Raw genomic sequence first — 16797 nt, 5'->3', positions numbered from 1 at the left:
CTTTGTAGCTGCGATTGCAATTACACGAGCCGGCCGTGTCGGCCGCGTTGTTGCCGCCAAGCGCTGCAATCGTCTACTGTCGGAGAATGGACGGGGTGCTTGGGATGTTTGCCAGAGCGACATTTCTGACAGTCGTGATCGCCGTGGGTGGATCAGCGGCCGCCGGCGAACTGGCCGCGACGGCTTCCAAGCGGATCCCCATCTGCCACGGCTACAGTTGCAACTATCGCACGATGCTGGCGCTTGGCCCCGGTGACGGCGCGCGTTTCCGCTCTATCCTGCGTGCCGGCGCCGGTTCGCCCCAAGCCGAGCGTGCGGCTATTTCGAAGGCTGTTCGCTATTTCGAGCAGCGCATTTTCCGGGCCACCGGCATTCGCGATCTGCCGCAGTCGGAATTCGGCGCATCGCGCATCAGGGGCCAGATGGATTGTGTCGACGAATCGACCAATACCCATGCGCTGCTGGTCTATCTTGCCGAGCGAAAATTTTTCAGGTTCCACAAGGTCGAGGACAAGGCCTCGCGAGGCTTGTTTGTCGACGGGCGCTATCCCCATTGGACGGCGGTGATCAGCGACCGCAGAGGCACCGAGTGGGTGGTGGATTCCTGGTATGCGCCGATGGGCGGCGCACCGGACATTTTTCCGCTCAGCCAGTGGAAGAAGAGGGGTGTGCTGGAAAGCGGTGCGCTCGACTGACGACAGGGACTTCCCCGCCAGAACGAATTCCCAGAACGATTCTCAGAGTGTGCGTCGAGCCTGAAAAACAACAACACCCGCCGGGGGAGGATCCGGCGGGTGTCGTTTTGCTGGTCGATCCTCGGGAGGAGGTGAAGATCGACCGTATTCGCCATCGCCGGGGAGGAGGTCGGCTTTGACGAAATTCCTTTCGCCTTATGAAAGGGGGCGAAACCCTTTTGGACGAAATCGCTTCGCCCTGGGGGAAACAGCGCCCGCCGCGGGAGGAGGTGCGGCGGGCGCCGTTTTTGTGGTCAACCCTCGGGAGGAGGTGAAGGCTGACCGTATCCGTCAGGGTCGGGGAGGAGGTCGACCCTGGCGAAATTCTGACTAGATCGCCTTGCGGGCGATGCTCTTGATCTCTTCGCGGACGATGCCGAGATCATGCAGCTGGCGGTTCGAAAGGCGACCCAGTTCGGTAACCGTCGAGCGATAAACGCGCCAGTTACGATAGTTGCGGATCAGGTTCATTGTCGTTCTCTTTTCAAGTCAAACTGGTTCGGACCATTTGCGGTCCGAAGAGGATTAGACCGCCTTGCGGGCGACGTAGTGGATGTCGCTGCGGCTGATGCCGAGGTCGGTCAGTTCACGGTTGCTCAGGCGGCTCAGCTCGGAAACGGTGTCCCGGTAGCGGCGCCAGTTGCGGTAGTTGCGGATCAGGTTCATGGTATTCTCGTTTCGTCTTTCTTCCGGATCATTCCGTCTTTGTGTACGCCCTGAAGATAGGTCGGGTCATATCGATTTAAAAGCGCTATTGGTGCATGGCAGCAATGCAAATTGTGCAATGCACAATCGCCGGCAATTCCCGTCTTCGACATAGATAGGCCAGAATCGGAAAATGCCGTAGCGTCAACGGTTTGTCCGGGTCGGCTGAAGAGACAACCAAGCTGGAGGAGAAAGGCATGGCGAGCTATTCGTCGCGGGTCAGGGCCGATATCGCCCGATGGCTGCAGGCTGACCTGATCGACGCCTCGACGGCCGACGCGCTGACGCGCGACGTCGAGGCCAATGAGCGCAAATCACTGAGCTTCGGCTCGATCCTGGCGATGATGGCGGCGCTGCTTTTTGGTGCGGCCGTCCTGATCTTCGTCGCCGCCAACTGGGAAGCCATTCCGCGGCTGGCGCGGGTGGCAGCGCTCTTCGCCATCATCTTCGCCGGCTATGTCGGCGGCGCCGTGCTGAAGACACGCGACCATGCTGCAATCGGCGAGGCATTCTGGATCGTCGCCGCAGCGGCATTTGGCGGATCGATCGCGCTGATCGGCCAGATGTACCATTTGTCCGGCGACGAAGCGTCGGCCCTGATCACCTGGGGCGCGGGCACCGCCCTGGCGGCAGTCGCGCTGCGCTCGAACCCGCTTACCGTAGCTTCTGTCGGCATTGCCGACGCGTGGCTGTTCCTGAGAGGGTTCGATTATTTCAGGCGCACGGAATTTCCGCACCTCTTCGTCGTCATGGCGATCGTGTTGTTCGCCATTTCGTTCTGGACCCGCAGCCAGGCGGCGCGGCATCTGATCGTCGTGTCGGTCATCTTTTATCTCGTGCTGTTGTTTACGGAATACGAAACGCTGCAGGTCGCCGTCCCGCTCATTGTCGTGTCGGCGCTGCTTTTCGCGGCTGCGATCTTCGCTGCCGAGCCCGTCGACGGGGTCTTGCAACTCGGTGGCAGGTTGCCGCTACACGCGCTGATCGGATTTCTCACCGGCCTGGCGATGATCCAGTTCGAACTGGCCGGTGAAAGCAATAACAGCGGCTTTGGCATTGCCTCGGCCATTGCGCTTGCCGGCACTGTCGCGGCAATCGTGCTGGGCGGCCGCGAGAGCAGGGGCTTGCGCTGGGTTGCCTATGCCGGCTTCGCCTTCGAACTCGCCATCATCTATGTGGTGATGCTGCAGTCGATGCTCGACACGGCAGGCTTCTTCCTTGCAGCCGCTGTGCTTCTTGGCCTGCTTGCCCTTGTCATCCTCCGCGTGGAGAAGCGCATGAGGCTCCCGAGCGTAGAAGGAGCAGCGGCATGATGACCGGCAAAAAACTGATCATTTCAGCGCTGGTGCTGACACTCGTCCAGATCGGCTTCCTGAGCTGGATCATCGCCGGCCGGGCGGCGATCCTGCGCGACGGCAAGCAGGTGCTGCTGAGGGTCGAACCGATCGACCCGCGCGATCTGCTGCGCGGCGACTACATTATACTCAGCTATGATATTTCGCGCCTGCCGGTGAAGCTGATCGCCAACATTCCGACCGGCAAGCTGACGAGCGACGATACGCCGATCGTGGTCAGGCTGAGACGGGGCTCCGACGGCTATTGGGGCGCGACCACGGCCTGGTTCGGGCAAGCGCCGGCACCGGCAGCATCCGATGAAGTCAATATCGTCGGGCATGTGTCAGAAGGGTGGGATCTCAGCGCAGCCACGACGATCGCGCCGAATTACGGCATCGAGCGCTTCTATCTGCCGGAAGGCGAGGGGATGGCGATCCAGAACGACATGCGGGTGCGGCCGTTCGGCGTCCGCGTCGCAATCGCAACCGATGGCGCCGCGCAGATCAAGGCGCTGATGGACGGCGACAAGACGCTGTTCGAGGAACCGCTCTATTAGAATAGGCACGGATTAGAATTGGGAAAGCGCGACCGCGGCCCCCAACGCCTTCCGGTACTGGAACCTTAGTCCACTGTTCGAGGGAGCAGTGGTGCGGGTAGAGGGACTCGAACCCCCACGTTCTCACGCCAGAACCTAAATCTGGTGCGTCTACCAATTCCGCCATACCCGCTGGCTTCGTGTCACCGTGACATGTCTATGTCACAACCCATGTCACAAGTTCAACACTTAGATTTTCGAGGTTTTTGGGCCTCGCGTTGGCGTTCGGGGCCACTGCGCGGACTTTCTGTCCACAGTAGGCGACGGCGGCGCGAACGAACTCGTCGGCGGCCGGGTCTTCCTGCCCAAGGATGTATTCAAATTTCTTTCAAATTGATTCGGAATATTTTTCTACTCGTAAGTCACGACCGCAAACATTGTTTCCTGTTAGCGATTCAAACACTCTCTGGGTTCGTTATTGCTAAAGTAGCAAATTTGAAACTGCTGCTGTGGGGTAATTACCAAAGGAGAGTGTCATGGCAAACGTCGTTAACAGTTTCGCCGCAGCTTTGGCCTGTGGTGCACTTGTTTTATCTCTTTCTTTTCCCTCCAGCGCAGGCGGCATTAGCGTCGGCGCCGGCGCATCGGTTGGCGGCCGAGGCGGCGTAAACGCCGGTCTCGGCGCATCGGTTGGCGGCCGAGGCGGTGTAAACGCCGGTCTCGGCGCCTCGATCGGCGGCAGTGGCGGCGTCAATGCGGGAGTCGGCGCTTCGATCGGCGGTAGCCGCGGGGTAAATACGGGAGCCGGCGCATCGATAGGCGGCAAGAAACGCATTATCGCGGGTGTCGGCGCTTCGATCGGCGGCCGAAGCGGAGTGAATGCCGGCGCCGGTGCATCGATCGGCGGCAGCAGGGGCGTTAGCGCTGGTGCCGGCGCCAATGTCGGCGGCACTCGTGGCGTCACGGCTGGCCTGGGTGCCAGTGTCGGCGGCACTCGTGGCGTCACGGCTGGCCTGGGTGCCACTGTCGGCGGCACCCGTGCCGTCACGGCCGGCCTGGGCGCCAATGCCGGCGGCACCGGTGGTATCACTGCTGGCGCAGGCGTAAATGTAGGCGGCACCGGCCTCGTTGCAGCGGGTGTGAGTGCCAATGTTGGTGGGACGACCGGGGTCGGAGTCGGTGTAGACGTCGGCGGCGGGACCCTTGCTGGCACACCCGCGACTCCTGGAACACCCGGGACTCCTGGAACACCTGGCGTGAGCGTGGTCGCGCAGTTGTCCAGCAGCCAGTTGATACGGATGAAGAAGCGCTGCGTCGACGTGCTCGGGAGCGGCGGGACATACGATCGCGACCTGCGTGAGCTCTGCTTGCTGATCGCACGACGCTGAGAAGACTGTTGCGCAAACGGGAGTGTCGCATCGGCCGTACAGGCTTTGACAACACTCTCCTGGCCTCGCGGCCGGCCCGCCACTCGCAAGGTGGCGGGCTTCTCTGCGTCAGGACCGCTGCGCCAAGCGGCTGACGACTTCGGGGTAGCTACACCAGCGGGAGCCAAGTCGGAGTGGAGCCTAAAATCCAGCGCGTCCAGCAATTCCGCCGCATCCGCGTTGCCCGCAGGCAGCCATCATTCTGTCAATGTCGCGGTCAAAATAGCGGCCGTTCGCCGGCGCATGATCCCGAAAAACGAAAAATCGTATTTTTGGGGATCACGCGCCAAAATCAAGGTGCTCCAGCTTCCTGCGCGTCCAAGATGACGCGCGGCGCTGTAGACGCGAAGATGGTTGAAAATCGGCCGCGCCTGTGACAAAAGGCGTGTCGAATGTGACGGGATGCGACGATCCACTTCTGCAGAATGTGATAAGAAGTCGGAAAAACAAAGACTTATTCACATTTTGGAGCGTGTTTCTGGACGATTTTGAGCCGCGTTGAGTGGACAGATCGCCAAGTCCCGCACCAAAAGCCATTCCCGGCAAGATCATACCGGCAGGCTGTAAACGGCAAGAGCCGTTTGGCTGCGGAAACGAAGGTTCTATGATGCAGGTCACCGAAACGCTCAACTCCGGTCTCAAGCGCGAGATCAAGATCACCGTGCCGGCCGGTGACATGGAAGCCAAGCTGATGGCGCGGCTTTCAGATGCCAGGAGCAAGGTCCGCATCAACGGCTTTCGCCCCGGCAAGGTGCCGGTGCAGCACCTGCGCAAGGTCTATGGCAAGTCGTTCATGGCCGAAGTGGTCAACGAGATCCTCAACGATTCGACCCGTTCGATCATTACCGGCCGTGGCGAAAAGGCTGCCATGCAGCCCGAAGTGATCATGACCGAGGACGAGAAGGAGGCCGAGAAGATCCTGGCCGGCGGCGCCGACTTCGAGTTCCGCCTGAACTACGAGATCATTCCGCCGATCGAGATCAAGGATTTCTCCGACATCAAGGTGACGCGTCAGGTGTTCGACGTGCCGGATTCGGAAATCGATGAGCAGGTCAAGCGGGTCGCCGAATCGGCGCGCACCTACGAACCGAAGACCGGCAAGGCCGCCGAGGGCGACCGCGTGACGATCGACTATGTCGGCAAGATCGATGGCGAAGCCTTCAGCGGCGGCGCCGGCACCGACCAGCCGCTGGTGCTCGGCTCCAAGGAATTCATTCCCGGCTTTGAGGATCAGCTCATCGGCAGCAAGGCCGGCGACGAGAGGCAGGTCACGGTCACGTTCCCGGAAAACTATCAGGCGGCGCATCTTGCCGGCAAGGAAGCCACCTTCGACGTCACCGTCAAGGAAGTGTCCCAGCCCGGTGCGTTGGAGATCAACGACGAAATGGCCAAGAATCTCGGCTTGGAGTCGCTGGAGCGTCTGCGTGAAGTGGTGCGCGGCCAGATCGAGAACCAGTTCGGCTCGATGACGCGCCAGAAAATCAAGCGCCAGCTGCTCGACCAGCTCGACGCCGCCTACTCGTTCGAGGCGCCGTCGAAGCTCGTCGAGGCCGAGTTCAACAACATCTGGAACCAGGTCAACCGCGATCTGGAAGCCGCCGGCCGCACCTTTGCCGACGAGGAGACGACGGAAGAAGAGGCGCGCGCCGAATATATGCGGCTTGCCGAGCGCCGTGTGCGTCTCGGCCTGGTTCTCGCCGAAATCGGCGAGAAGGCCGGCGTCACCGTGTCGGACGAGGAATTGCAGCGCGGCCTGCTCGAGCAGGTGCGCCGCTATCCGGCCAACCAGCAGCAGGAAGCCTTCGAATTCTACCGCAGCAATCCTGAAGCGCTGAACACGTTGCGCGCGCCGCTGTTCGAGGAGAAGGTGGTCGACCATCTGCTCAGCCAGATTTCGGTCACCGACGTCAAGGTCAGCAAGGAAGAGCTGATGGCCGACGACGAGGACAGCGAGACGGCCAAGGCGAAGCCGGCGAAGAAAGCCGCAGCAAAGAAGGCCGACGCCAACAAGGCCGACGATGCGGAAGAGCCCAAGAAGAAGGCCGCGCCGAAGAAGAAAGCTGCCAAGGACGCCGAATAACACGGCATTCTGCTGGATGTGAAAGGCCGCCCTCAAGGCGGCCTTTTTTTCGCCGCGCCGCATTACTCGTGAGGCAGTTGGCTGACGAGGATACGCATCACGGTTACTCGCTTGGGCAGCTCAACGAGAAACTCTTGGTCGCGCGGCAGGTGGTGGATCTTGTGCGGGTCGCCGCCGGTGAAGCTCGCCATGGCATCGACGTCAGGCCAGTACGAGATCGTCACGAACTCCGTCTCTTCTTCGCGATCTTCGCGAAATAACTGTACGCCGAGTGCCTTCTCCTGAAGCGGCGGAATGCCTTCGCGGCGTAGGTATGGCTCGTAGGCGTCCGCCAGATCACGGCGTGTCCTTCCCCGCCAGATCCGGGCGATTGTGGCGTTGTCGATCATGGCGTGCGCTCCTCTCGATGGGTGGTCAGCAATGGCGGAATCCGCTGCGGTGTTGTGCGGGCGATTAATGCAAGACCTTGCCCAGAAACCGTCGCACCAGTGGCAGGGCGACCTCGAAATGGGTCTCCAGCAGCCAGTGCCCTGCTTCGTTCAGCAAATGCAACTCGGCCTCAGGGAGATCGCGCAGATAGGCGCGCGCTGCCGGCTCGGGCATGTATTCGTCCTTCGGTCCCCAAAGGATCATTGCCGGTGGCCGCCGCTCGCGCAGGTATGCCTGGTAACGAGGGAACCAGTCGAGATTAGCCTTGAGCTTCTCCATCAGTCCGACTGAAAGCGCACGGCGCACAGGCGTATCCATCAGCGGCCAATGCAACTTCCATAGATCAGGCGGGACGCGTCGAGCGACGTCGTCATCGACTTCGCCTACGAACTCGGCGCGAAAGCCGTCTTCGCTCACCGCCTGCTCGAGCGGCGCACGGTTCGCTGGTGAAGGATCACGCCAGAAACGCCGGATCGTTTCATACTTCGGGCCAAGAGCATCGGCGTAGATGTCGCCATTCTGGATGATCAGGGCCCTGATCCGCGATGGGTGCGCTATGGCGTGGCGCAGGCCGATCTGCGAGCCGTAGTCGTGCAACCATAGCGCGTAGCTACCGAGCTCCAGCGCGTCGGTGAACCGCTCAAGGAACGTTGCATAGGCATCAAAATCATAACCGAACCGTGCCGGATCGCCACTGTAGCCAAAGCCGGGGAAATCCGGCGCGACCGTCCGCCACCGATCGGCGAGCGCCGGCATCAGCCGGCGATATTGGAAGGATGAGCAGGGATAGCCATGCGGAAGCAGCAACACCGGCGCGGTTTCAGGACCTGCTTGTCTGTAAAAGACGGTGTCGCCGTCAATCGTGCGGGTGCCGTGGCGCACCTCCAGGTCGCTCCTGTCGTTCATAGACACTTCTCTGAATTTTTGATCTTTCAGATGTTTAACCGTAGCTGGTCTAACGCCTTTACCCGGTATGCGTTCCGGTTACGCTCTACGCCGATCGGCCTGCCTCGTCGCTTCGGCGCCAATCTTGCTGGTCGACTTCTTCTATCTGCCGGCCAGATTTTGTGGTATGTAGATGCCGCAATTCCATGCGGGAGACGCGGATATTCCGCTCTGTCGTGCAAGGGGCGCATGACGGCGAAAGTGTCGGCAGGCGCAGATCGTCCAAGGCAGATTTGGCGATCGGGGAGGAAATGCCATGCGTGCAATCGCGTTTTTCGCAGTCGTGTCCGTTGCGACCTTTGTCACGAGCCAATCCCAGGCACAGGATGCCGCCGCGGGTGAGAAGGTCTTCGCCAAATGCAAGGTTTGTCACGTCGTTGACAAGGACCAGAACAAGGTCGGTCCGTCGCTGAGCGGCGTCATCGGCCGGACGGCCGGCACGCATCCCGGGTTCAAGTATTCCAAAGCCATGACCGAGGCGGGTAAATCCGGCGTCAAATGGGACGACGCCACGCTGACGAATTATCTTCGCGATCCCAAGGCCATGATCAAAGGTGGGAAGATGGCGTTTCCCGGCCTCAAGAAGGACGAGGATCTCGCCAATGTCATCGCCTATCTGAAGCAATTCTCCAAATGACCCAGTTCTTCCGCCAGGAAGTAACCCGGTTCTTCCGCCAGGAAGTAACCCGGTTCTTCCGTCGGCCGATGGGCCGGCCAGATTGCGTGTGCCAATCGGTAGTCGCCTGAAATGTCGGCTCGGGAAAGCGGCCTCAAGGATACCGGTATCCAGATCTCTGAAGCGACGGTCAGTGATTTCTTCGCGCTTTTGAAACCACGCGTCATGGCGCTTGCTGTCTTTACCGCTTTCGTCGGCCTGATGGTGGCGCCCGGGGCGATGAACCCGGTCATCGCCGTGATTGCAATCGGTGCAATTGCGGTTGGAGCGGGAGCGGCCGGGGCACTCAACATGTGGTACGATGCCGATATTGACGCGTTGATGTCGCGCACCTCAAAGCGGCCGGTCCCGTCAGGCCGGGTCACGCCAGGCGAAGCGCTCGGCTTCGGCATGGTGCTTTCCGTACTTTCGATCATGACGCTCGGCGTGCTGGTGGGGTGGCTCGCCGCATCGCTGCTGGCCTTCACCATCTTCTTCTACGTCGTCATCTACACGATGTGGCTGAAACGCTCGACGCCGCAGAACATCGTCATAGGTGGTGCCGCGGGCGCGCTTCCTCCGGTCATCGGGTGGGCGGCCGCCACCGGCGCCGTCGGGGTTGAAAGTCTCGTCCTGTTTCTGATCATTTTCCTCTGGACGCCGCCGCATTTCTGGGCGCTCGCGCTGTTCAAGATCGGCGACTATGCTGCGGCCGGCATTCCGATGATGCCGAACGTGGCCGGCCAGGCTTCGACCAGAAAGCAAATCTTCGTCTATTCGCTGATCCTGGCGCCAATCGGCGTGCTCCCTTGGGCTGTCGGATTCGCGAGCGGATTGTACGGGATTGTTTCGGCCGCATTGGGCGCGGGTTTCATCTGGCATGCCTGGAAGCTTCTGGTCGACAAAAGATTGGCTGAAGGGTGGGAGATGAAACGCGCAAAGGCGCTGTTTGCCTATTCGATTCTCTATCTTTTCGCGATCTTTGCCGTGCTGCTTGCCGATACCGTTGCAATGCGTGTCGTCATGTCAGCCGGAAATTGACGGCATGAACCTGCCTCGTGGCTGCATTGAATCCTGATGTTCTCGGATTGTTTGCCGGGTTGAAAATCGGCGATTGCTGAACGAAGTGCGTCCGAACCTGCTCAAACCTCACGTTGGCACTGCGCAGAATCCCAGCACCAGCAGAATAACTATGCCAAGGCCGAGTATAAGAACGGTCTTTCCATCCATGATCTTCACCCTTCAACCCAGCTTTGAGACTAGCGAAGAAAGGCCGTTAGAGCTAGCGGGATCACCGGAGCCGTCCCGCAGACAAAGGGCGGCGACAAATGCCATGCAAGAGCGTATGTTGATCATGGTGCGGGTCGCGGTTTTGCGTGGCCAGTCACGCTGAACGACAGCACCGTGAAATCGCGACCTTTACCGGACCTGGTCTGGAGGAATGGTCATGGCAAGTTTTCACGTGATTGCAGGCGCCAGCGAGACGCTGGAGCACACCAGAATTCGAAAGATAGGCGTTTCCGACCTTTTCGACGCGCTCAAGCGTGGCGTCGACGATTTCATGGTCAAACCGTCGCACATCGTTTTCCTCTGCCTGATTTATCCGCTTGTCGGCGTCGTGCTCGCTGTCTGGACGTCGGGCAACAACACGTTGCCGCTGTTGTTTCCGCTGGTGTCTGGTTTTGCGCTGATCGGCCCGTTCGCGGCGCTCGGCCTGTATGAGATCAGCCGGAGGCGGGAGGCCGGGCTCGACGCCTCATGGAGCCACGCTTTCGAGGTCAGGAATTCTCCAGCGCTGCCGGCCATCGCGGCGGTCGGGATCATGCTGCTTGCGATCTTCGTCGCCTGGCTGTTGACCGCGCAAATATTTTATCAGCAAGTGTTCGGTCCAGCCCCGCCGGAATCACTGTCCAGCTTCATCAGTGAAATATTCGCCACCGGGCGCGGCTGGACGCTGATTATCGTTGGCCACGCGATCGGCTTCGTCTTCGCCGCGGTCGTGTTGTGCACCACGGTCGTCGCGTTCCCGTTGTTGCTCGACCGCGACGTCGGCGCCTACGAAGCCATCCACACCTCGGTGCGGGTGGTCCTGGCGAACCCGATCGTGATGGCTGTCTGGGGCCTGATTGTCGCCGTCGCCCTGATCATAGGCTCGCTGCCGGTGTTCGCCGGGCTGGCGGTGGTGCTGCCGATCCTCGGTCACGCCACCTGGCACGTCTATCGGAAAGTCGTGGAATCGCCGGCCTCCACCAGACCGGCGGACTGAAAAAACTCTGCCCTGCCGCACCGGCGAGAGGCCGCTGCGGCAGGTTGGCAAGAGTGCTTAGTAAGCCGGGTAGCTAAAGCGGGCTTGCTGTGCGTCGCTGGTCAGGTTGCGGAAATCCTTGCCGCTGACATGCACGAGCGTCCTGTGGTCGCCACCCTCGAAATAGATATCGCCGGCATTGCCGAGGCTTTCATCGACAATCACCGGCACATCGTAGGCCGCGCCGATCGGCGGGATGGCGCCGGTGTCGCAATCCTCGAAGAGCGAAACCACCTCGTCCTCGGAGGCGAGCCCAATACGCTGGTGCATGACGTCCTGCAATGTGCCGAGCTCGATCCTGTGCGTGCTCGGGACCACGGCCAGCGCATAGCCACCGTCGTGGTGAACCACCACCGATTTGGCCATTATGCTGCCGGGCACATGCGCCGCTAAGGCGGACTGCCTGCTTGTCGACGTGCGGTGGTGCTCGACGGTGTCGTAGGAAATTCCTTTCTCGTCGATAAAGTCCTTCAATCTGTTTGCGATCGTCATCTTGAGCCTCCCTTCCTGGAGTTCACGACGGAGAACCGACGAAAATCGTTCTCCTTCTGTCGTTTTCCGGTGGTGACAAAAATGGGCCAGCTGTCGACCGTTTCAAGGCAACGCAGAGCGGGCCGTGAACAGCCCCTCCGGCCCGCGACGGGAAATGCTGCCCGAACCCGGATTGCGCGTCAGGGCTCGGCCCCAAAAAACAGCATCCGGGTGAGAAGCGTGTACTCCGATTCGAAGACCATCATTGCCACGAACACCAGCACCAGGATCGGCGGCAATATGATCGCATAGGTCAGCGCCAGCCGCTCCCAGGCCATGTGCATGAAGACCGCGACGATCAGCCCGGCCTTGAGCATCATGAAGATCAGGATCAGCGACCATCTGAGATAGCCCTGGAGGCCGACATAATCGACCAGATAGGAGCAGGCGCTGAGGATGAACAGCCACACCCAGACCACCAGATAGAGCCTGATCGGGTGCTCCTGATGAACCTCCGCAGGGGCGATGCCGGTTGCTGCCGCATCATGCGCTTGCGTTCCGTGCAGCGTATGTTGCCCCAGACCGTTTGCGGTTGCTTCAGCCATATCTGCCTCTCACCAAAGCCATGTCTGCCTCTCACCAAAGATAGAAGAATGCGAAAATGAACACCCAGACCAGGTCGACGAAATGCCAGTAGAGCCCCATGATCTCGACGTGCTCGTAGCGGCCCCTGCGACTGGTGAAGAACCCGGGCCGGCCGGTTTCGTAATCTCCGCGCCAGACCTTTCGCGCGACGATGATCAGGAAGATCACCCCGAACGTCACATGGGTGCCGTGAAAGCCGGTGATCATGAAGAAGGATGACCCGAACTGCGCCGCACCCCACGGATTGCCCCAGGGCCGCACCCCCTCGGAGATCAGCTTGGTCCATTCGAAGGCCTGCATGCCGACGAAGGTTGCGCCGAGCGCTGCGGTCAAAAGCATCAGGATCGCCGTCTTGCGGCGGTCGTGGCGGTAGCCGAAATTCACCGCCATGGCCATCGTTCCGCTGCTCGAGATCAGCACGAAGGTCATGATCGCGATAAGGATCAGTGGAATATTCGAGCCGCCGATATGAAGGGCAAAGACCTCGCTCGGATTGGGCCACGGCACTCGGGTGGACATGCGCGCGGTCATGTAGGAGAGCAGGAAGCAGCCGAAGACGAAGGTGTCGCTGAGCAGGAAGATCCACATCATGGCCTTGCCCCAGGACACGTTCTTGAACGCGCGCTGATCCGAGGACCAGTCGGCGGCGACGCCTTGCAAGCCAGCCGGCCGCGCCTGTGCTTGGCCGGTATGCGTCACTGTCGTGTCTGCCATCCGTCCGGCCCTCCTAGGTCAGCAGCTGTCGGCAAATTTCGATAAAAGTCGCGGCCCAGCCGGCCAGAAGTGCAAAAATGGCGAGCCAGACGAAAAGCAGGAAATGCCAGTACATGGCGCACAGTTCGACGCTGAGGCGAAGCCGCTCCGGCCGTGCTCCGTTCCAGGCGCCGGCAGTTGTTCTGCCCAGGCCCACCAGCCCGCCCAGTATGTGCAGCCCATGCATCCCGGTTATCAGGTAGAAAAAACTGTTGGCCGGATTGGCGGTCAGCAGGTAGCCGTCGGCGGTCAGTTCCCGCCAAGCCACAAGCTGTCCAACCAGGAAGGCAAGCGCGGTGAGCCCAGCCGTGACGAGGCCGAGCCTGACCGCGTCGATCTCGCCCCGGCGCGCAGCGACCGAGGCGCATTGCAGCGCGATGCTGCTCAGGACCAGCACGCCGGTGTTGAACCAGAGCACGCGCGGCAGCGGCAGCGCCTGCCAGTCCGACAGCGCCATGCGCATGAAGTAGGCGCTGGTGAAAAGCGCAAACAGGCAGCCGACGACGGCGAGGAAGACGCCGAGCCCGATCTTGGCGGTCGGCAGCGCCGATCCTTCCGGGCCTATAATATCCCCGATCAAACCTTGCTCGAGCCATGGCTTGGCCATCAGCCGCTGATGGGAAAGCCACCATCCGACAAAGCCGACGATGACGAGGAGGAAGACCAGAATGACGCTCATGCCGGCTCCCTGGAGGATCCGAAGGAGCCCGGCATGTTTTGCGGGATAAAGTCCTCCTTGGCGCCCGGGACGCTGTAGTCATAGGCCCAGCGATAGACGATCGGCAGTTCCTTGCCGAAATTGCCATGGGCGGGCGGTGTTTCCGACGTCTGCCATTCAAGCGTCGTGGCGCGCCATGGATTGCCGCCGGCCTCGCGGCCATGGCGGATGCTCCAGATCAGATTGAACAGGAACACGATTTGGGCAAAGCCGACGAGGAACGCCATGATGCTGATGAACGCGTTCAGATCGTGGGCCGACTCGGTCATCACCGTCGTGGCGGTCAGTTCGTTGTAGCGGCGCGGCACGCCCATCAGGCCGATGTAGTGCATGGGAAAGAAAATCAGATAGGCCCCGAGGAAGGTGACCCAGAAGTGGAACTGGCCCATGGCCTCGTTCAGCATCCGGCCAGTGACCTTCGGGTACCAGTGATAGATCGCCCCCAAGATCACGAGGATCGGGGCAACGCCCATGACCATATGGAAATGGGCAACGACGAACATCGTGTCCGATAGCGGAACGTCGACGACGACGTTGCCGAGAAACAGTCCGGTCAGCCCGCCATTGACGAAGGTGACGATGAAGGCCAGGGCAAAAAGCATCGGCACGGTGAGGTGGATGTCGCCGCGCCACAATGTCAGCACCCAATTGTAGACCTTGATCGCGGTCGGGACGGCAATGATCAATGTCGTGGTGGCGAAGAAGAAGCCGAAATAGGGATGCATGCCGCTGACATACATGTGGTGCGCCCAGACCACGAAGCTCAGCGCGCCGATGCCGACGATGGCCCAGACCATCATCCGGTAGCCGAAGATGTTCTTGCGCGCATGGGTGCTGATCAGGTCGGACACGATGCCGAAGGCCGGCAGCGCCACTATGTAGACCTCGGGGTGGCCGAAGAACCAGAACAGATGCTGGAACAGGATCGGGCTGCCGCCGCCGTGCTGCAGTTGTTCGCCCATCTCGACGATGGCCGGCATGAAGAAGCTGGTGCCGAGCGCACGGTCGAACAGCATCATCACGCAGGCGACAAACAGCGCCGGGAAGGCGAGCAGCGCCATGACTGTCGCGGTGAAGATACCCCAGACGGTCAGCGGCAGGCGCATCAGCGTCATGCCGCGTGTGCGGGCCTGCAGCACCGTCACGACGTAGTTCAAGCCGCCCATGGTGAAGCCGATGATGAACAGGATCAGCGAGACGAGCATCAGGATGATGCCCCAGTCCTGGCCGCCTGGTGTGCCGGTCATGATCGCCTGCGGCGGATAAAGCGTCCAGCCGGCGCCGGTCGGTCCGCCGGGCGCAAAGAAGCTCGACACCAAAACCAGCACGGCGAGCAGGTAGATCCAGTAGCTCAGCATGTTGACATAGGGAAAGACCATGTCGCGCGCGCCGACCATCAGCGGGATCAGGTAGTTGCCGAATCCGCCCAGGAACAGTGCCGTGAGCAGGTAGATCACCATGATCATGCCGTGCATGGTGATGAACTGGTAGTAGGCTTCCGGGGTGATGAAGTCGAAGGTGCCGGGGAAGCCGAGCTGCAGCCGCATCATCCAGGACAGCACCAGCGCCACCATGCCGATTGCCGTGGCCGTCGCCGAATACTGGATGGCGATGACCTTGGCGTCCTGCGAAAAGACGTACTTCGTCCACCAGCTGCGCGGATGGTAGAGTTCCATCTCCGCGACTTCGGCCGGCGGTACCCCATCTGCAGGTGTGACATCGACCATATAGGAACACCTCCGTGTCCTTTTCGGCCAGGCTCGACAGTTTCGAGCCGTGCCGCAATTTCAACCCAAATCGCCGTCTTTGCCGGCGTCTACTCTGCCGAGCCCACCTGCTGGGGGGCCGACAATTGTGCAAAAGTCTGCTGTTCGCCGAGCCACGCCAGATAGTCTTCCGGCGTGTCGACCATCACCACGCCATTCATCAACGGGTGCCCCTGGCCACAAAGCTCGGCACACAGGACCTGAAAAGTTCCGGTCTTGGTCGGGGTGAACCAGAAATAGGTGACCGAGCCCGGGATCATGTCCATCTTGGCGCGGAATTCCGGCACGTAGAAATCGTGCAGCACATCGATCGAGCGGAGCAGCATCTTGACCGGCTTGCCGACCGGCAGATGCAGATCGGCGGCTTCGACGACGACATCGTCCTGGCCGTTGGCGTCACTGGGGTCTACGCCGAGAGGATTTTCAGGGCTGACGTTGCGGGTGTCGGACGTGCCGAGCTTGCCGTCCTTGCCGGGCAAGCGGAAACTCCACTGCCATTGCTGGCCGACGACTTCGACCTCGGTTGCGTCGCTTGGGACGCTGACGAACTGGTTCCAGACGAACAGGCCGGGAACCAGCATGGCGGTGACGCCGATTGCGGTGACGATCGTCAGCCACCATTCGAGCCGCTTGTTCTCGGGTTCGTATGCAGCTTGGTTGCCCTCCCGGTGACGGAAGCGGAAGACGCAATAAGCCATGAATAGGACGACGGCGGCGAAGACGACGCCGGTGATCCAGAAGGTGATGATGATGGTGTTGTCGATATAGTCCCAATTAGAGGCAATCGGCGTCCACCACCATGGGCTCAGGAAGTGGAACAACACTGAGCCCACAACTACCAAAACGAGTACAAGCGCTATGGCCATATCCCGTTCCTCCCGGCATTCCAAGGGCGCGAAGCCGTCCCAGGAAATGCCAAATGCATCATAGCTCGATTTCCGGTCGAAATTCTAGTGCGGTCTTCCCGTCAGCCGAAAACGCAAGGGCGATGATGTGGAAGAACCCAAGAAGAAGAAGGCTGCGGCGAAGAAAAAACCTGCTGGGGCACCGAACAACACGGCATCCTGCCGGATAGTGAAAGGCCGCCCCCTCGCGGGGGAGGAGGCTGGTTCGGGATTGTGCCGACGCGATAAAGGCGATTGTTTTTTCGCCGACCGGCTCCTGCTGTCCCTGGCGATTCGGCTGCTGTCGGGGCGAGGCGAGGCCGTTTTCGACCTAATCGGGTTCAGCGAGGCGGTCGGTCGGAATCGCCGGCACCTGCAACTAGAGTTGCTGTGATCGAATCAGCAACGCT

19 protein-coding genes and 1 tRNA gene are annotated in these 16797 nt (G+C 60.7%); 9 read left to right on the top strand and 11 right to left on the bottom strand.

From position 1 onward, the window contains the following. The first annotated feature begins 104 nt into the window (after positions 1–104). Positions 105–695 carry a hypothetical protein gene (locus AC0L2V_RS27750; protein ID WP_473512681.1) on the top strand — a complete coding sequence of 197 codons (591 nt, stop codon included), beginning with the start codon at positions 105–107 and terminating at the stop codon, positions 693–695. 369 nt (positions 696–1064) lie between these two features. On the opposite strand, the gene AC0L2V_RS27745 is transcribed toward AC0L2V_RS27750, so the two are convergent. Next, positions 1065–1205, bottom strand: a complete 141-nt coding sequence (locus tag AC0L2V_RS27745; protein WP_023802557.1) for a DUF1127 domain-containing protein — start codon at positions 1203–1205, stop codon at positions 1065–1067. Positions 1206–1259: 54 nt separating this feature from the next. Then, complete coding sequence (locus tag AC0L2V_RS27740; protein ID WP_006335194.1) at positions 1260–1400, bottom strand: DUF1127 domain-containing protein; 141 nt, start codon at positions 1398–1400, stop codon at positions 1260–1262. Between the two features lie 236 nt (positions 1401–1636). Between AC0L2V_RS27740 and AC0L2V_RS27735 the strand changes: the two genes are divergently transcribed. Beyond that, the gene (locus tag AC0L2V_RS27735) at positions 1637–2752 is read left to right on the top strand and encodes a DUF2157 domain-containing protein (RefSeq protein ID WP_473512683.1); all 1116 of its coding nucleotides are present in this window, start codon (positions 1637–1639) and stop codon (positions 2750–2752) included. Next, positions 2749–3330 (top strand): GDYXXLXY domain-containing protein, encoded by a 582-nt coding sequence (locus AC0L2V_RS27730; protein WP_473521740.1) that lies wholly within the window; start codon positions 2749–2751, stop codon positions 3328–3330. The genes AC0L2V_RS27735 and AC0L2V_RS27730 overlap by 4 nt, the downstream gene beginning before the upstream one ends. Before the next feature lie 89 nt (positions 3331–3419). Here AC0L2V_RS27730 and AC0L2V_RS27725 read toward each other — a convergent pair. Continuing rightward, positions 3420–3502, bottom strand: a tRNA-Leu gene (locus tag AC0L2V_RS27725). 343 nt (positions 3503–3845) lie between these two features. Here AC0L2V_RS27725 and AC0L2V_RS27720 point away from each other — a divergent pair. Together AC0L2V_RS27720 and tig are read left to right on the top strand one after the other, a co-directional pair. Further along, on the top strand, positions 3846–4697 hold the full coding sequence (locus AC0L2V_RS27720) for a hypothetical protein (protein ID WP_473512685.1): 852 nt from the start codon (positions 3846–3848) through the stop codon (positions 4695–4697). Between the two features lie 646 nt (positions 4698–5343). Next, on the top strand, positions 5344–6816 hold the full coding sequence (gene tig, locus AC0L2V_RS27715) for a trigger factor (protein ID WP_091597207.1): 1473 nt from the start codon (positions 5344–5346) through the stop codon (positions 6814–6816). A 62-nt stretch (positions 6817–6878) separates the two neighbouring features. Here the strand turns inward: tig and AC0L2V_RS27710 are convergent, their stop codons facing one another. Next, positions 6879–7205 (bottom strand): antibiotic biosynthesis monooxygenase family protein, encoded by a 327-nt coding sequence (locus AC0L2V_RS27710; RefSeq protein WP_473512686.1) that lies wholly within the window; start codon positions 7203–7205, stop codon positions 6879–6881. 64 nt (positions 7206–7269) lie between these two features. Continuing rightward, the gene (locus AC0L2V_RS27705) at positions 7270–8151 is read right to left on the bottom strand and encodes an alpha/beta fold hydrolase (RefSeq protein WP_473512688.1); all 882 of its coding nucleotides are present in this window, start codon (positions 8149–8151) and stop codon (positions 7270–7272) included. 295 nt (positions 8152–8446) lie between these two features. Here AC0L2V_RS27705 and AC0L2V_RS27700 point away from each other — a divergent pair, with 295 nt between their 5' ends. From AC0L2V_RS27700 to AC0L2V_RS27690, 3 genes are all read left to right on the top strand, one after another. Then, positions 8447–8827, top strand: coding sequence for a c-type cytochrome (locus AC0L2V_RS27700; RefSeq protein ID WP_023802551.1), 381 nt, complete (start codon positions 8447–8449; stop codon positions 8825–8827). 111 nt (positions 8828–8938) lie between these two features. After that, the gene (locus AC0L2V_RS27695; protein ID WP_091596990.1) at positions 8939–9886 is read left to right on the top strand and encodes a heme o synthase; all 948 of its coding nucleotides are present in this window, start codon (positions 8939–8941) and stop codon (positions 9884–9886) included. Positions 9887–10292: 406 nt separating this feature from the next. Beyond that, positions 10293–11111 (top strand): DUF2189 domain-containing protein, encoded by an 819-nt coding sequence (locus AC0L2V_RS27690; protein WP_473490353.1) that lies wholly within the window; start codon positions 10293–10295, stop codon positions 11109–11111. A 57-nt stretch (positions 11112–11168) separates the two neighbouring features. On the opposite strand, the gene AC0L2V_RS27685 is transcribed toward AC0L2V_RS27690, so the two are convergent. The 6 genes from AC0L2V_RS27685 to coxB all read right to left on the bottom strand — a co-directional run bounded on the left by AC0L2V_RS27685 (position 11169) and on the right by coxB (position 16369). Then, positions 11169–11642 (bottom strand): aminoacyl-tRNA deacylase, encoded by a 474-nt coding sequence (locus AC0L2V_RS27685; protein WP_023802548.1) that lies wholly within the window; start codon positions 11640–11642, stop codon positions 11169–11171. Positions 11643–11821: 179 nt separating this feature from the next. Continuing rightward, positions 11822–12226 carry a cytochrome C oxidase subunit IV family protein gene (locus AC0L2V_RS27680; RefSeq protein ID WP_473521739.1) on the bottom strand — a complete coding sequence of 135 codons (405 nt, stop codon included), beginning with the start codon at positions 12224–12226 and terminating at the stop codon, positions 11822–11824. 31 nt (positions 12227–12257) lie between these two features. Next, complete coding sequence (locus tag AC0L2V_RS27675) at positions 12258–12980, bottom strand: heme-copper oxidase subunit III family protein (RefSeq protein WP_023802546.1); 723 nt, start codon at positions 12978–12980, stop codon at positions 12258–12260. A 13-nt stretch (positions 12981–12993) separates the two neighbouring features. Continuing rightward, the gene (locus AC0L2V_RS27670) at positions 12994–13698 is read right to left on the bottom strand and encodes a cytochrome c oxidase subunit 3 (protein ID WP_091596997.1); all 705 of its coding nucleotides are present in this window, start codon (positions 13696–13698) and stop codon (positions 12994–12996) included. Then, the gene (gene ctaD / locus AC0L2V_RS27665) at positions 13695–15464 is read right to left on the bottom strand and encodes a cytochrome c oxidase subunit I (protein WP_473521738.1); all 1770 of its coding nucleotides are present in this window, start codon (positions 15462–15464) and stop codon (positions 13695–13697) included. The genes AC0L2V_RS27670 and ctaD overlap by 4 nt, the downstream gene beginning before the upstream one ends. 89 nt (positions 15465–15553) lie before the next feature. Beyond that, positions 15554–16369 (bottom strand): cytochrome c oxidase subunit II, encoded by an 816-nt coding sequence (gene coxB, locus AC0L2V_RS27660; RefSeq protein WP_023802543.1) that lies wholly within the window; start codon positions 16367–16369, stop codon positions 15554–15556. A 127-nt stretch (positions 16370–16496) separates the two neighbouring features. Here coxB and AC0L2V_RS27655 point away from each other — a divergent pair, with 127 nt between their 5' ends. Further along, a complete protein-coding gene (locus AC0L2V_RS27655) occupies positions 16497–16781 on the top strand; it encodes a hypothetical protein (RefSeq protein WP_473521737.1) in 285 nt (94 codons plus the stop codon). Positions 16782–16797 lie beyond the last annotated feature (16 nt).

The organism is Mesorhizobium sp. WSM4814 (assembly GCF_055811595.1).
This window is presented reverse-complemented; position numbering and strand designations above follow the sequence as displayed.

Bases quoted from the DNA above. Each gene is read 5' to 3' on its own strand.
- AC0L2V_RS27750 (WP_473512681.1), top strand. From the start codon at position 105: ATGTTTGCCAGAGCGACATTTCTGACAGTCGTGATCGCCGTGGGTGGA.
- AC0L2V_RS27745 (WP_023802557.1), bottom strand. From the start codon at position 1,205: ATGAACCTGATCCGCAACTATCGTAACTGGCGCGTTTATCGCTCGACG.
- AC0L2V_RS27740 (WP_006335194.1), bottom strand. From the start codon at position 1,400: ATGAACCTGATCCGCAACTACCGCAACTGGCGCCGCTACCGGGACACC.
- AC0L2V_RS27735 (WP_473512683.1), top strand. From the start codon at position 1,637: ATGGCGAGCTATTCGTCGCGGGTCAGGGCCGATATCGCCCGATGGCTG.
- AC0L2V_RS27730 (WP_473521740.1), top strand. From the start codon at position 2,749: ATGATGACCGGCAAAAAACTGATCATTTCAGCGCTGGTGCTGACACTC.
- AC0L2V_RS27720 (WP_473512685.1), top strand. From the start codon at position 3,846: ATGGCAAACGTCGTTAACAGTTTCGCCGCAGCTTTGGCCTGTGGTGCA.
- tig (WP_091597207.1), top strand. From the start codon at position 5,344: ATGCAGGTCACCGAAACGCTCAACTCCGGTCTCAAGCGCGAGATCAAG.
- AC0L2V_RS27710 (WP_473512686.1), bottom strand. From the start codon at position 7,205: ATGATCGACAACGCCACAATCGCCCGGATCTGGCGGGGAAGGACACGC.
- AC0L2V_RS27705 (WP_473512688.1), bottom strand. From the start codon at position 8,151: ATGAACGACAGGAGCGACCTGGAGGTGCGCCACGGCACCCGCACGATT.
- AC0L2V_RS27700 (WP_023802551.1), top strand. From the start codon at position 8,447: ATGCGTGCAATCGCGTTTTTCGCAGTCGTGTCCGTTGCGACCTTTGTC.
- AC0L2V_RS27695 (WP_091596990.1), top strand. From the start codon at position 8,939: ATGTCGGCTCGGGAAAGCGGCCTCAAGGATACCGGTATCCAGATCTCT.
- AC0L2V_RS27690 (WP_473490353.1), top strand. From the start codon at position 10,293: ATGGCAAGTTTTCACGTGATTGCAGGCGCCAGCGAGACGCTGGAGCAC.
- AC0L2V_RS27685 (WP_023802548.1), bottom strand. From the start codon at position 11,642: ATGACGATCGCAAACAGATTGAAGGACTTTATCGACGAGAAAGGAATT.
- AC0L2V_RS27680 (WP_473521739.1), bottom strand. From the start codon at position 12,226: ATGGCTGAAGCAACCGCAAACGGTCTGGGGCAACATACGCTGCACGGA.
- AC0L2V_RS27675 (WP_023802546.1), bottom strand. From the start codon at position 12,980: ATGGCAGACACGACAGTGACGCATACCGGCCAAGCACAGGCGCGGCCG.
- AC0L2V_RS27670 (WP_091596997.1), bottom strand. From the start codon at position 13,698: ATGAGCGTCATTCTGGTCTTCCTCCTCGTCATCGTCGGCTTTGTCGGA.
- ctaD (WP_473521738.1), bottom strand. From the start codon at position 15,464: ATGGTCGATGTCACACCTGCAGATGGGGTACCGCCGGCCGAAGTCGCG.
- coxB (WP_023802543.1), bottom strand. From the start codon at position 16,369: ATGGCCATAGCGCTTGTACTCGTTTTGGTAGTTGTGGGCTCAGTGTTG.